Origin of the sequence: Pararhizobium capsulatum DSM 1112, assembly GCF_030814475.1 — a bacterium.
Classification (GTDB): Bacteria; Pseudomonadota; Alphaproteobacteria; order Rhizobiales; family Rhizobiaceae; genus Pararhizobium; species Pararhizobium capsulatum.
Map to the genome: position 1 here is coordinate 333,608 of NZ_JAUSVF010000002.1, position 13,190 is coordinate 346,797.

General features: G+C 53.8%; 12 protein-coding genes and 1 pseudogene. 5 read left to right on the top strand and 8 right to left on the bottom strand.

Features of this window, described 5'->3' with window-relative positions; all coding sequences use genetic code 11:
• Positions 1 to 28: 28 nt before the first annotated feature.
• The 4 genes from QO002_RS21960 to QO002_RS21975 are packed head-to-tail and all read left to right on the top strand — an operon-like array spanning position 29 to position 4,062.
• Positions 29 to 1,381 carry an LLM class flavin-dependent oxidoreductase gene (locus tag QO002_RS21960; protein WP_307233841.1) on the top strand — a complete coding sequence of 451 codons (1,353 nt, stop codon included), beginning with the start codon at positions 29 to 31 and terminating at the stop codon, positions 1,379 to 1,381.
• Between the two features lie 12 nt (positions 1,382 to 1,393).
• Positions 1,394 to 2,245, top strand: coding sequence for an ABC transporter permease (locus QO002_RS21965; RefSeq protein ID WP_307233842.1), 852 nt, complete (start codon positions 1,394 to 1,396; stop codon positions 2,243 to 2,245).
• A 42-nt stretch (positions 2,246 to 2,287) separates the two neighbouring features.
• Positions 2,288 to 3,283, top strand: coding sequence for an ABC transporter substrate-binding protein (locus QO002_RS21970; protein ID WP_307233843.1), 996 nt, complete (start codon positions 2,288 to 2,290; stop codon positions 3,281 to 3,283).
• An 11-nt stretch (positions 3,284 to 3,294) separates the two neighbouring features.
• Entirely contained in the window at positions 3,295 to 4,062 is a 768-nt protein-coding gene (locus QO002_RS21975) for an ABC transporter ATP-binding protein (RefSeq protein WP_307233844.1), read from the top strand.
• Between the two features lie 428 nt (positions 4,063 to 4,490).
• On the opposite strand, the pseudogene QO002_RS21980 reads toward QO002_RS21975, so the two are convergent.
• The 3 genes and pseudogenes from QO002_RS21980 to QO002_RS21990 form a co-directional block, all read right to left on the bottom strand.
• Positions 4,491 to 4,816: pseudogene (locus QO002_RS21980) on the bottom strand (transposase); the annotation flags it as partial.
• A gap of 122 nt (positions 4,817 to 4,938) precedes the next feature.
• Entirely contained in the window at positions 4,939 to 5,091 is a 153-nt protein-coding gene (locus tag QO002_RS21985; protein WP_307233845.1) for a hypothetical protein, read from the bottom strand.
• Positions 5,092 to 5,294: 203 nt separating this feature from the next.
• Positions 5,295 to 5,954 carry a peroxiredoxin gene (locus tag QO002_RS21990; RefSeq protein ID WP_307233846.1) on the bottom strand — a complete coding sequence of 220 codons (660 nt, stop codon included), beginning with the start codon at positions 5,952 to 5,954 and terminating at the stop codon, positions 5,295 to 5,297.
• 524 nt (positions 5,955 to 6,478) lie between these two features.
• Here QO002_RS21990 and tnpB point away from each other — a divergent pair.
• Complete coding sequence (gene tnpB, locus QO002_RS21995) at positions 6,479 to 6,682, top strand: IS66 family insertion sequence element accessory protein TnpB (protein ID WP_307233847.1); 204 nt, start codon at positions 6,479 to 6,481, stop codon at positions 6,680 to 6,682.
• A gap of 485 nt (positions 6,683 to 7,167) precedes the next feature.
• Here tnpB and QO002_RS22000 read toward each other — a convergent pair whose 3' ends face one another.
• From QO002_RS22000 to QO002_RS22020, 5 genes are all read right to left on the bottom strand, one after another.
• Positions 7,168 to 8,355, bottom strand: a complete 1,188-nt coding sequence (locus QO002_RS22000; RefSeq protein WP_307233848.1) for a CDP-glycerol glycerophosphotransferase family protein — start codon at positions 8,353 to 8,355, stop codon at positions 7,168 to 7,170.
• Between the two features lie 99 nt (positions 8,356 to 8,454).
• Complete coding sequence (locus QO002_RS22005; RefSeq protein WP_307233850.1) at positions 8,455 to 9,504, bottom strand: NAD-dependent epimerase/dehydratase family protein; 1,050 nt, start codon at positions 9,502 to 9,504, stop codon at positions 8,455 to 8,457.
• Between the two features lie 288 nt (positions 9,505 to 9,792).
• Positions 9,793 to 10,830 carry a polysaccharide pyruvyl transferase family protein gene (locus tag QO002_RS22010; RefSeq protein WP_307233851.1) on the bottom strand — a complete coding sequence of 346 codons (1,038 nt, stop codon included), beginning with the start codon at positions 10,828 to 10,830 and terminating at the stop codon, positions 9,793 to 9,795.
• 133 nt (positions 10,831 to 10,963) lie between these two features.
• Entirely contained in the window at positions 10,964 to 12,265 is a 1,302-nt protein-coding gene (locus QO002_RS22015) for a CDP-glycerol glycerophosphotransferase family protein (protein WP_307235010.1), read from the bottom strand.
• A 20-nt stretch (positions 12,266 to 12,285) separates the two neighbouring features.
• Positions 12,286 to 13,008 (bottom strand): IspD/TarI family cytidylyltransferase, encoded by a 723-nt coding sequence (locus QO002_RS22020; protein WP_307233852.1) that lies wholly within the window; start codon positions 13,006 to 13,008, stop codon positions 12,286 to 12,288.
• Positions 13,009 to 13,190: the final 182 nt, after the last annotated feature.

Sequence of the window (13,190 nt, forward strand, 5' to 3'; positions counted from 1 at the left end):
AATCGATCACCCGAGGAGAACGGTAAATATGACACGCAAGATCAGGCTTGGAGCATTCCTCCCCGGTGGCGGACAGCATATCGCCGCATGGCGGCATCCCGATCAGCCCGCCGATGGCGCTACCAGTTTCGAGTTTCACAAGCAGCTGGCGCAGACGGCTGAACGCGGCCTGTTCGACGCCTATTTCCTTGCCGACAACCTGGCGATCGGCTTTGGCGGTGCGCGCGAGGGCGGCAACGCCAAGATCGCTGGCTTCGAGCCGGTAACGCTGTTTTCGGCGCTCGCCCCCTTCACCACCCATCTCGGCTTCATCGCCACCTCTTCGACGACCTATGAGGAACCCTTTACGACGGCGCGCAAGTTTGCTTCGCTCGACCTGATCTCGGGCGGACGGGCCGGCTGGAACGTTGTGACCACCACAGGCGACCTGACGGCGCAGAACTTCAACCGCGAAACGCAGCTGCCCCATGCAGCCCGCTACCGTCGCGCGGCCGAGCATGTCGAGGTCGTCAAATCGCTCTGGGACAGTTTTGAGGATGACGCCTTCCTGCGCGACAAGGACACCGGTGCATTCTACGATCAGGGCAAGCTGCACGAGAGCGATCATCGCGGCGAGCATTTCCAGGTGCGCGGCCCGCTCAACATCTCGCGTTCGCCGCAAGGCTATCCCGTCATCGTCCAGGCCGGCCAGTCGGACGACGGGCGCGGACTTGCAGCCGCCACGGCCGAGGTGATCTTCACCGCCCACCAGCATCTGGAAACGGCGCAGGAATTCTACCGCGACATCAAGGCGCGCGCCCGTGGCCTCGGCCGCAATCCGGATTACATCCTCGTCATGCCCGGCGTCTCGCCCTTCGTCGGCCGCACGCAGTCCGAGGCGCGGGAGAAATACGAACGTCTCACCTCGCTCATTCTGGAAGAGGATGGCGTCGGTCTCCTGAACGGCCTGACGGGTGGCACGCTCGACCTGCGCGGCTATGATCTCGACGGTCCGCTGCCGCCGGCGCCGCCGACGGAAGGCATGAAGAGCCGTCAGGCGCTGATCCGCCAGATCGCCGACGAGAACAACTTCACCATCCGCCAGCTCTATCAGTGGATCGCCTCTGCCCGCGGCCACTACACCATCGTCGGCACGCCCGAAACGATCGTCGATACGCTGCAGGAATGGTTTGAGAACGAAGGGGCGGACGGCTTCAACATCCTGCCGCCGTGGCTGCCGACCGCGCTTAACGATTTCGTCGATCTCGTCATTCCCGAGCTGCAGCGCCGCGGCCTGTTCCGCACGGCTTATGAAGGCAAGACGCTGCGCGAAAATCTCGGCCTGCCGTTCCCCATCAACCGCTGGACCGCCGAACGCTCGGTCGTTCAGGCCGCTGAATAAAAGGGGGAAACCATGGCTTACGACAATATCGACCTCTCGCTTGCTCCCGGCTTTTCCGCGGCGGACCGGCTGGGGTCAGGAACGGCAATCGGCGCACGTCTGCGCGAACTTCTCCTGCCGTTCCTGACCCGCTATGGGCTGGTCATCGCCTTCCTTGCCCTCTGGCAGGTGTCGAGCACCCGCGGCTGGGTCAATCCGGCCGTTTTCCCGCCGCTCGACGTGATCATCGTCGCACTTTGGGAGAGCCTCGCCAGCGGCGCCCTGCTCGATGATATCGCCATCAGCCTGCAGCGCGCCGGCATCGCCTTCTTCGCCGCAGTGGCTCTCGGCATTCCGCTCGGCCTGTTCATGGGCCAGATCAAGACAGTGGAACAGGCGCTCGATCCGCTGCTGCAGTTCTTCCGCCAGACCTCGGCTCTGGCGCTCTATCCGATCTTCATCCTGCTGCTCGGGCTTGGCGAGACATCAAAGGTCTTCGTGATCTTCTGGGCGACGCTGTTTCCGATCCTGCTCGCCACCATCGGCGGCGTGAAGGAAGTCGACGGCAAGCTGATCGAGATGGCGCGCACCTATGGCGCGGGCAGCTTCACCACCTTCCGCCGCGTCATCCTGCCGGCCTCCGTTCCGGCGATCTTCGTGGGCTTGCGGCTATCGGCCACGACGGCGCTGCTGCTCCTGATCGCCGCCGAGATGATCGGCGCCAACAAGGGCATCGGCTTCCAGGTGATGAATGCCCAGTACAACTTCCAGATCCCGCTGATGTTTGCGGCAATCCTGCTGCTGGCGTTCCTCGGGCTCGCCGCCAACGCCGTGCTCGTGCTTCTTCAGCGCCGGCTCTGCCGCTGGTCGCAGCCCGGCCTCTGATCTCCGATTTTTCTCGTTTCACCCCTTTAAAAGGATATGTCCATGACCTTCCATTCCCGCCGCCTTCTCCTCTCCGCCGCTGTCTTCCTCGGGCTCTCCGGTGCCTGGGCCGGCTCCTCCCTCGCTGCCGATGAAGTCAAGCTGCGCTATCTCGCCAGCCAGGGCGGCCTTTCCGCCCATGAACTGGCCGCAGAACTCGGCTATTTCGACGGCACCGGCATCACGCTCGAAAATATCGGCTATGCCACGGGCGGCCCGGCTTCGCTGATCGCGCTTGCTTCTGGCGACGCCGAAATCGGCAGCGCGGCAACTGCCGCCGTTCTGAACTCGATTGTCGGCGGCAATGATTTCGTCGCCGCCTACCCGTCGAACGGCATCGACAGCAACGTGCAGTCGATCTTCTATGTTCTGGAAGACAGCCCGATCAAAACGGTCAAGGACATCGTCGGCAAGAGCATTGCAGTGAACACGCTTGGCGCCCATCTCGACTATACGATCCGCGAGGCCCTGCACCAGGTCGGCCTGCCGTCCGATGCCGCCAACCAGATCGTCGTGCCCGGCCCGCAGCTTGAACAGGTGCTTCGCTCGGGCCAGGTCGATATCTCGGCCTTCGGCTACTGGCAGACGACGTTCGAGGGCGCCGCCAGAAAGAATGGTGGCCTGCGTGCAGTCTTCAATGACACCGACATTCTCGGCGAGATTGCCGGCGGCTTCGTCGTGCTCACCCGTGATTTTGTGAAGGAACATCCGGAAGCAGCCAAGACCTTCGTGGAACAGTCAGCCCGCGCGCTCGATTACGCCCGCGAGCATCCGGAGGAAACCAAGAAGATCTTTGCCAAGGCGCTGAAGGAACGTGGTGAGAATCCTGACATCGCGCAGTATTTCCGCGGCTACGGCGTTCGCCCGGGCGGCCGTGCCGTTGAGCGTGACGTGCAGTTCTGGATTGACGTGCTGGTGCGCGAAGGCAAGCTGAAGCAAGGCCAGCTCGCCGCCAAGGACATCCTGTATTCGGCCGATACCGCCACTGCCAGCAACTGAGGAAGAGCCAGATGAGCGTTGCGCAGTCCATTCGCGGAGAGGTGACGATCCGTCACCTCTCCAAGTCCTTCACTCTGAACGGAAAGCCTCTGCCGGTCCTCCGCGACGTCAATCTCAACATCCGCTCCGGCGAAAGCCTCGCCATCGTTGGTGCCAGCGGCTCAGGCAAGACGACCCTGCTGCGCGTGCTTGCCGGGCTGGAAGAGGCGGATGCCGGCGAGGTGCTGATCGATGGCAACGCGGTTCACGGCGTCGGCGCCGAGCGCGCCGTCATCTTCCAGGAGCCGCGGCTGCTGCCGTGGCTCACCGTCCTGGATAACATTGCCTTCGGTCTCGAAACCCGTGGTGCATCGAAGGAAGAGGCGAGGGCGCATGCCCGCCGTTATGCCCAGCTCGTTGGCTTGCAGCAGTTCGAAAACGCATATCCCCGGCAGCTCTCCGGCGGCATGGCGCAGCGTGTTGGCATTGCCCGGGCGCTCGCCGTCCAGCCGGAAATCCTGTTGCTCGACGAACCGCTCGGTGCGCTCGATGCAATGACCAAGATCGGTATGCAGCAGGAACTGGCGCGCATCTGGCGCGACGAGGACGTGACTACCATTCTCGTCACCCATGACCTGGAGGAAGCGATCTATCTCGCCGACCGCATCCTCATCCTGCCGCGCGACAAGGGCGGCGAACCGAAGCTGATCGACATCGATCTGCCGCGCCCGCGCGACCGCAGTTCGCCGGAGTTCGTCCGCCATCGCGAAGAGTTGTTGCGGCTGTTCGGGTTGCATTGAGAAGAGCATGTGGTAGCGAACAGTACACGGTTTCACCTGGAACCCTCGAAATACCTCCCCACTTTGCGCATTCATGATTCTCATGTCCGTTTTCAAGAGCTGCGGCATAGGTTTTCGTCTCGTCGAGAGCATTATATGCTGCCTATTTCAAGACGCGGCGGCACTGAGACGACGGTTGCTCTCTGATGCGCGGGTTGGATACCGCAGGGCCGTGGTGCGTCTTCGGCCTTCCTCTGTCTCATAGGGCGCGTATTACCGTTTCAGGTTCGCAGAATCAGAACGAGGGTTGCCTTGACCGGCCGCCACACCCAGCAATAGGCAGCGGGATGGAATTGAAGCTGGACACCTTCTGTAATGGGTCAACTGGATTTCCTTTCGATCTTTCGTCATCAGCGGGCTTCACGCTTCTGTTCGTGGTCGCCGGGCGGGGCGACGCAGAGCGCCCATGTCTTGAGCCACTTGTCGCGCGATAACGCGTCATCATCACGTTGGCGGCTTCGTAGAGCATGGCCCTGACCATGGTGTCTCCACACTTCGTGATGCGACCAATCTGTTCCATTTCTCCCGAGGAATGCACCCTTGGCGTCAAGCCAAAAACGGCGGCAACCAGCCTGGAGCTGTCGAAGCGATGGATGGCGTCAACTGCGGTCCGGAAGGTCAACGCGGTCACAGGACCGACACCGGGCACCGTCATCAGCAGACGGCAAATCGCGTCTTCCCTCACGATTTCCAGAAGCATCTTGTCGATCCTGGCGCCGTTGAGTGGGAGCGTCTACCCCATCGCTCACGATGGCGCGCTTGATCTAAAACAATAACCATGTTCCGAAGATCTTCTCGATCCGGCCGCGAATGTGGTGGATTGGTTGGTTGAAGGCCTCAAGGCGCCCCAGCGTGTCGCTCTTCATCCCGCCCCCACATACCGGTGGCGACAATGCGTGGCGTTCTACCCTGGGCGCGCACTGCGTCGCCGCACTGGTTGCCGCGATAGGCGCTATCGGCAAATACCTCGGGGATCGTCGGGTAGAGCATCGGGACCGGCCTTGCCATCATTAAGGTCGGCGGTCGTGACCGCGATCTTCTCTACAAGGGCAGTATCCGTCAGCACCGACATGGGCTTCAAAAGCCATGCACCGCAGGCCTCCCCTTATGCTTGACCCAATGCCCAGGACCAACAAAAGAGCCCGGCTGCAAACAGGCAACCGGGCTCTTTTCAATTCTCGACGACAGCCTTGTCAGGCAGCTGGTTGCTTGGTCTTGCGCAGGTACGGCAGAACCGTGTCGAAGGAGCCGAAACGCCTGATCGCGTCTTCGTTGGAAATGGCGGCGGTGATGATCACATCGTCGCCCTGCTCCCAGTTGGCAGGTGTAGCCACCTGATGCTTTGCGGTGAGTTGGATCGAATCGATGGCGCGCAGGATTTCGTTGAAGTTGCGGCCGGTTGTCATCGGATAAGTGAGGATCAGCTTGATCTTCTTGTCGGGCCCGATGACGTAAACGGAACGCACAGTGGCGTTGTCGGCCGGTGTGCGGCCTTCGGAAGAGGAGCCGGCATCTTCCGGCAGCATGTCGTAAAGCTTGGCGATCTTCAGATCCTTGTCGCCGATCAGTGGGTATTCAACATTGAAGCTGGTCGCGATCTTGATGTCCTGCTTCCACTTGTCATGGTTTTCGACCGGATCGACGGAGATGCCGATGACCTTGACGCCGCGTTTCTTGAATTCGCCCTCAAGCCCCGCCATCGTGCCGAGTTCGGTGGTGCAGACGGGGGTGAAATTCTTCGGGTGCGAAAACAGCACCGCCCAGCCATCGCCGATCCAGTCATGAAACTGAAGCGCGCCGTGGGTGGTTGCCGCCGTAAAATCCGGTGCTGTCTGGTTGATGCGCAGGCTCATGGGTTCTCTCTCTCGTTATAAAATTACTGCCGGCACAAATGTCAATCTCGCTCCATTCTCGGAATTTTGAAGCCCATTTCAAGCAAGAATATTCTAATCTTTTCCGCACAAACACCCATATTAAAAGGTTCCGGGAGTGATGAGTGGTGTGATGTTCCTATTTATAGAGTCTTGGCGAGGTCTCCGATCCGCCTCCATGTCGTTTTCGCGGTTTTCTAAGAGGGAATACATCCCATACATAGGTTGCTGCTCCCTCGGCAGATGAGATGCCGTAATGCGCCGGCGCTTCGGAGACCGGACAGCTCGAAATACCCGAGAATTTGTGCTGAGCCGTTTGTGGTGATGGCCTCGTGACGGTTTGCCGACAGGTTTTGGCCGTATTATATTTTCCCTCATGCCTGGCTTCAAGCATGCCTTCATCCATGCCTTCAAGCACGGCATCAGCGCGATCTCCAACCATCTCGTTCCGCTCCTATCGGTGAAGGAGCTTATCTCGCGGCCTCGATCATAAAAGGAAAGGTGGGATGTTCGTAGCGCTCAACCAGAAGCCGACGGGCGGTGCGGTCTTTGCCTTTCGCGGTAAGCGTGGCGATCGTTTGAAGCTGCTGTATTTTGATGGCCAGGGGTTTTGCCTGTATTACAAGATCTTGCAGAAAGGGCGGTTCCCATGGCCTTCCGCGGGCGACGCGGCAGCCCGGCTGACGTCGGCCCAACTGGCGATGTTATAGGAAGGGATCGATTGGCGCTGTCCGGATTGGGGAGCGCCGCCGTCCCGCGTCAATTGATTTTATCTCACTGAAACTGCTGGTTTTTATGGAAATCATAAAAGTATCACATAAACGTTATGAAACTGTCACACTCCTTCTCTACCTTTAAAAGCAGTCGGAGCCTTCGAAGTACCTCCACATTGTGCGGATCTCATGACTTAATCCGGCCGGTGTAATTTGCGGGGGCCGGCTGTCCAATCGATTAGCGGTTGGATCGTAAATGGACTGTACGGCACATTGTCGTTCAATGTTTATTGGGATGCCGGTGCCTTTCAAGAGCCGCTATCTGAGCTGTACAACCGTGCCCGACGCCATAAAGGCATCAGGCGGTTATTTGACATAGTGAGATACCTAAGTGTCGTGAATCTCTCGGATTTGCGCGCCCGTGCTTTAGGCCTTTGTTTTAGCTGAACGATGCGAATGTTTGATCAGGTTGCAATACGCAATCACATCGCGGTGGCTTCATTCCGCATTGGGGGATCAACTTCAAGCGTGTTGTCCTGAGGCGTGTGCCTGTTTTCAATATGGATCAACGCACGCCGAAATTTATCGTTCTCATCATCGCGAAAATAATCAATGTAGGTGCGCTGATAGCTACCATGTGTATGACGATAGACGTGGGTAGCTAGATCTCGCATCGAGGACCAGCCATTTAGTCGGATGACAGACCTTCCCTTTAACGCGACATAGGACGGGGGAGCGCAGGATGTGCCCTTGCTGGACATCAAGACAATGGACGGTATACCCGATTTCGCGGCCATGGATTCCGCAGCAGAGACATCGACGATTGCGCAGAGGAATGTCGGCGGGTTTGAATCCCACCTCCGTAAACGCAACTTGAGTCTCTGTAGCAATGGGATCAGACCAATATCCTTTTTGGGTATGACCACCTTAATGCCGAGCGCATTCAGTTTGGCAATAAGGCCGGCCAACCGTTTTTTCTGTTGTCTGATTCTATTGCCGGTGTTTGGATGCGGCTTTATGTAAACTGTATCCAATGAAAACTTAGCCGCGGTCTCCGCAAGAAAGTCGCCCAACAGCGGCTCATCAAGAGTTGAATAGTTTTCCTCTTTAAGGCCGCCCTCCCAAGTAGGCATGTAAAGCAAGGCGCGGCTTTCCGGATCGATCTCGCCGTTTCCTGTGATCAGCAGATCTTCAAGCCCGATATTGGCTACGCCAGCGCCTCCTATATCAAGCATTCTTTCCGATAGGGTTACCTGATTGAGCAAGCCATATTGTTTCAGTCTTTCTCCTGCGTACGGCCCGGCGACAAGCAGATAGTCGTACATCCTGTATAATGGATGAAGCGATGCGCGCTTGTTACTCTCGCCATGGCCAAGGAAGACATGCGCATGCATTCTGTTTTTTATAAGCTTGACGTTCTCCGGCGAGTTAAAGAAATAATAGATGCAGCCTCCGTCTTTCGATAAAAGACTTTCTCGTACTTTTAACACGAACCGGAGACGGAAGCGGAATTTCCACCAGGCTAGAATGTTGCCCCAAAAACTACTCAGCCTGAATTTAACCAAGACTTCTACATCTTTTGCAGAGAAAAGGCTGTTTTCGAACGCGAACCTGTATTGCTCAGCACCGTGGCGTGATTTCGAATCAATGAAAAATACAGATTTCATCATAATGCCTTTCAGCGAACGGGCAGAGGATATGACCCTTTAATCAGATTATCAGAAAAAACTGTGATCCGAAGGTTCAAAATCGTAATTCGCCGCCATATGTCATGCGTTGATTTTATAATGTTGATAGACACGGCGCAATCCGTCACGTAACGGAACGCCAAATGCCCATCGTAGCTTCATCACTTTCTCTGACGACAAAATACCTGTGTCATGCTTTAGATAGAGTGACGAGTTTATTGGTGACGATGGGCGGATAACCGTTCCATTTTGAACATTGCTAGCGGCGATGTTTGCGATATCTAAAATTGAATACAACTCCTGATGGTTAGACACGTTGTAACAACCATTTTCGCCACGTAGTATCCCGACCAGCACGCCAGCAATTACATCTGCAATATAGGTTGGCGATATCCTGTGCGAACCATCGGATTTCAAGTTGATATTCTCGTCGTTAACCATCGCGCCGATAATGTCACTCAGCACGCGGCCATCGTTAAGCTTGATACCCGGGCCATAAGTATGCGAAATTCGAAAGATTCGATACGGATTGCCAAATTGCGCGTTGAAAGATACGATCATGTTTTCGGCTAGCCGCTTGCTCTCCGGGTAGGCGGATCGTACATCGAGAGGGTCAAGTACGCCATAATCCTCTTCTGATATGTATCGCTTTTCAGGATCGACCTTCTTTCCATAAATCTCTCTTGTAGAGAAAAATATGAAACTTCCTGACTTCACGGAAAGTAGTTTCAGTAGATTACCGGTATAGCCAACGTTGGTCTCTATGACGTCAAGTGGAGTTGTGGCCAGTTCCACGGGATTTGTCGAGCTTGCGGTATGAAAGATGTAGTCATAAGGCCTATGCTGGCTCTCTTCACCGAAATTAATCAATTCGATTGCGGAATCACCGATGTATCTCGTCAAAAGCGCCTTAGCTGCCTTCGTGTTCCGGCTTGATCCATAAAGTTGGATGTCGAGAGCGTATTGGTCGCTGAGTTGATGCAAAGCGCTGGCAATATATTGCCCAACGAGGCCGGATGTTCCGGTGATAAGAATTTTCTTCCCCGCAAAAGTAGCTAGCTCATCTGCACTGAAGTTATTGCTGACCTCAGCAATGTCCTGTCCTATGATTTTTGCGTCAGGCTGAAACATGCATCACCTATTACGATATTTTGTATCCGATACCAGCCGAACGGTAGCTGGCTTGATTGATGTTTTGGTTACGTTCCTTAGTGCCGTAGCCTTCCCGAGAACGCTTAACGGGATCGTTGCCGCTGGCTTCGTCAGTAAACTCATACGGCACGCGATTTTCCAGTGCACTGTACAGAACAGGATCCGTTTGTTTCACAAACCTAATGAATGCCTTTCGCGTACCCGCACAGCGAAAAACTCCCCAATTTCGGTATCTGTTTTGGCAGCCTCTGAAAACTCACACGCGGTTTAGCGATCGTTCTTCGTCTTTTTCAATAGAAACTTTTGGAACCAGACTTTGAACAGATCTTGGTTTTTCCCCCACCACAGGGTCTTTTTCATTACCCGTCTGTCATACTTTAGATTCTGCATGATGCGGACCAGCGCATCTACGTCGTCGGTATATCCGTAACTGCTGGCTTTACTGTCGTAGCCTGTAAACGCGTGCGTTCTACGAATCAACTCTTCCCGGATCGGAAGATATTTGTCCGGGTTAGCCGGAGGGTATTCCAGATTATAATTCGAGAAAATCTCATTCCCCATGCTTTCATTTGCTACATGCAAACAGCCTTCGTAACCGGAAAAACGCGACTTGATATTATTGTTATCTTTCGCAAGATCTATTCTCAGCACCGGAGTTTCTAGGGCAAGGCAAGGTAAGGCAGCATGAAGGCGCGTTGTCACTACGCAATGGGCTCTCGACAGCAGGTATAAGACCGTCCTTGCTAAATCGAATCGTTGGTTCTGCGTAAAGGATGGCGTAAGGATCGCCGTTAATGAAAATACTCTTCTTTTGGTCGATTTGCGAAGAAGTTTCATTACAGCATCAGGAAGATCAATTGCCAGGATAAAATCCCCCCTTGGGAGATCCGGGTTTCGATTGAGCGTCAGGGTAAGGCAACCTGAAAAATATGCGTCGATGCCTTTATTGTTCAAATAGTCGCGGGTACTGACATCGCGGCAACCGATAGGACCGACCTTCTTGAAATATTCATGGGCTCGATCCGTAAAGCTATCGCGGATGTCATCCCGTAGATACATCGAGATCGGCAAAGGAACAATCCAGGGGCTAGGCGGAAAGTTTTTTGGTTCCCACATCCACCATGCATTCATTATCAGCTTTGTCTTGTGGGCAGATTTGAACGAATTCACCTGTTCCCGATGGATCAGAGTATCAACCTGTGGCAAAAATCTTTTTGCCGCTATACTCTGGATCTCGTCACCAATGTTCATGGAAGAATAGCTTAACAGCCCAAACTTCTCATTATCTGTATCTTTATGCTTCATCTAGCATCCCAAGAATTTAAGTCGTCTAATGGTACGGTCGAGCATGTACTACGAAAACCACAATGTGGTCATGTCGGTCAACCAAGATTGGTTTCAATTGCTCCCAAAGCACGTCACTTTCCCACGGCATATGTCATCTGCTGCTTTGCAATGGAGCTCTGGGGTTTCCCTCTTGCGCGAATGACGAAGGCATATCGGGCTGAGATTCGGGACCCTCCTCGCCCATATAAATGGAACGCAGCTCCGTAACGCTCACTCCCTGCGTTGCTTTTTTGATAAGGTCAGCCGCCTTTTCGGCGGCATCACCATTTTCAACAGAACCGGCCTGCTCTAGGAACGCAGCGACTCCGTGAGTGAAGCGATCCATATCGAATAATTCAATATTTTGAATTAGTTCGTCAAAGTTAGAAGAAACAGGAATTGGCGTGGTGTTAAAGTCGAAATAAATCGACCTACGCAAGGCAATTTGCGTTTGTTTCTCCAAATGGAAAAAACATGGCCTTCTTGTCAGCAGAAAATCGAAAATACCACTTGAATAATCAGTGATGACAGCCTCGGACGAAACCAGCAACTCCTGCATGTCCGAATGGGACGAGAGGTCCACGATCTGCGGCCCTTTCAAATTGCTAAGTGAAAGCTTGCGTTTTTCCATTTTGTTGCGCGTTCGCGGATGCAGACGCAGTCCAAAAATCCATTCCCCCCCGAACCTGGCCTGCAATGCTGTAAGGAGGCCGCCCACATTGATTTTTTTAATGAATGCAACGTCGCCTTTGCTGTGAGTTGGGGCGAACAATACGATCTTCTTGCCTTGTATTTTGTAGCGGCGACAAATATCTTCTCGTACTGCGGTCTGCTGAGCATGGTTGAAAAAAATATCATTTCGTGCGTGGCCAAGCTCTATTACTTGTCGCCTACGGAACAGGAAGCCGCTCATAAAGACCCCGGTTTCGAACCTGGAGTTGGAAAGGAAGATATTCGTCTTCCGCACTTCCCTTTTGATAAGCTCTTTTCGCTTGACGTCCGCGTCAATGCCGATTTTTTTGATGCCAAAGGAACCATGACCGGTTTGAATCCATATCTGGCCCTTCTTCTTTGGCCAGTCAGCCATGGAATTCAATGTGTTGAACACCACGACCTTTGCCGATGCTATGGCGATAGCCTTAGCTAGAGGGGTGGTGCTCGCATATGTAAGCCATGAACTGTGACTGCCTGTGTATTTTTCCGCCAAAAGCCAGGTGATCTTCAAGCCCGGATATTTTTCCGAAAGTTTTTTTGCTATATAGCCAGGGTTGCATCCGACGTCCAGCCCATTAAAATGGTCGAATACTACTTTTTCTCTGTCTATCTTTACGAAAGCGACGACGATTTTCTGGACCGTGCGCAACAACGCCGCCCGGATGCGCAAACTAGCTGCAAGGTATTTTCCGTTTATCATCTTCAACCTATTATGCGCCATCAATTTAAGCCAAAAATGTCTTCATAGTGGCGTTCATCAATTAAAGCTTTAAAAATAAAGTAGTCCTTCGCAGTCGTAATCTTGATATTATCAAAAGTAGACTCGACAAGTTGAATTTTGTGACCGTAGTGCGACATGAGAGTGCAAGCGTCGATTAGAATATCATCAGATAATTCTCGGCCGTCAATGTGAGCCTTGTACGCATCTGCGAAGCTGAATCCCTGTGGCGCTTTAATAACGATATGCTTGCTGCGCTTGTGAACCGTTGCGAGTTGTTTGAAATCCACTGTTTCCGCAGGGGTTTCCGTCATTGGCGAGTACGAGACGGCCGCGCCATGCAGTTTTGCTTCCGAGACAATGTTTGTAATATTGTCTTGATTGACCAATGGACGAACGGCGTCATGAAACACTATGATCTGAGTATCCGGTAGATTCAGCTTAACATAGTGCATCGCATTGAGGCGTGAGTCGTGCGTATTGACGCCCCCTGACACGATATGGCAGGGTTTAATTATGTGGAACTGGTTTATAACTCTCCGCAGATAGTCTTCCCAACCGCTAACGCATGGAATAACGATCTCATCTATGGACGGGTTATTTGAGAATTTCTCCAAAGTGTATGCGATAATAGGCTTTCCGTAGAGTTCCACGAATTGCTTCGGAGTGCCACTCTTGGAAAATCTTATTCCCACTCCGCCCGCAAAAATGACTCCGACATTCATTTATTAACGCTCCTAGTTTTTATTAACGAAATGCTGTGCTATACGTGGTCTTGACTGTTGCTCATCTCGCTTGTTATGCGGAGCGCGGGAATCTGATTAACGTCGCGGAGAGGTAGCGGAGAGGTATTTGCATAGTAGGAATCGCCGTTAACTGTGGACCACAACATGAGATGCAGTTCGCA

Bases quoted from the DNA above. Each gene is read 5' to 3' on its own strand.
- QO002_RS21965 (WP_307233842.1), top strand. From the start codon at position 1,394: ATGGCTTACGACAATATCGACCTCTCGCTTGCTCCCGGCTTTTCCGCG.
- QO002_RS22015 (WP_307235010.1), bottom strand. From the start codon at position 12,265: ATGATAAACGGAAAATACCTTGCAGCTAGTTTGCGCATCCGGGCGGCG.
- QO002_RS22020 (WP_307233852.1), bottom strand. From the start codon at position 13,008: ATGAATGTCGGAGTCATTTTTGCGGGCGGAGTGGGAATAAGATTTTCC.
- tnpB (WP_307233847.1), top strand. From the start codon at position 6,479: ATGTTCGTAGCGCTCAACCAGAAGCCGACGGGCGGTGCGGTCTTTGCC.
- QO002_RS21985 (WP_307233845.1), bottom strand. From the start codon at position 5,091: ATGCTCTACCCGACGATCCCCGAGGTATTTGCCGATAGCGCCTATCGC.
- QO002_RS21960 (WP_307233841.1), top strand. From the start codon at position 29: ATGACACGCAAGATCAGGCTTGGAGCATTCCTCCCCGGTGGCGGACAG.
- QO002_RS22000 (WP_307233848.1), bottom strand. From the start codon at position 8,355: ATGATGAAATCTGTATTTTTCATTGATTCGAAATCACGCCACGGTGCT.
- QO002_RS21970 (WP_307233843.1), top strand. From the start codon at position 2,288: ATGACCTTCCATTCCCGCCGCCTTCTCCTCTCCGCCGCTGTCTTCCTC.
- QO002_RS21990 (WP_307233846.1), bottom strand. From the start codon at position 5,954: ATGAGCCTGCGCATCAACCAGACAGCACCGGATTTTACGGCGGCAACC.
- QO002_RS22010 (WP_307233851.1), bottom strand. From the start codon at position 10,830: ATGAAGCATAAAGATACAGATAATGAGAAGTTTGGGCTGTTAAGCTAT.
- QO002_RS22005 (WP_307233850.1), bottom strand. From the start codon at position 9,504: ATGTTTCAGCCTGACGCAAAAATCATAGGACAGGACATTGCTGAGGTC.
- QO002_RS21975 (WP_307233844.1), top strand. From the start codon at position 3,295: ATGAGCGTTGCGCAGTCCATTCGCGGAGAGGTGACGATCCGTCACCTC.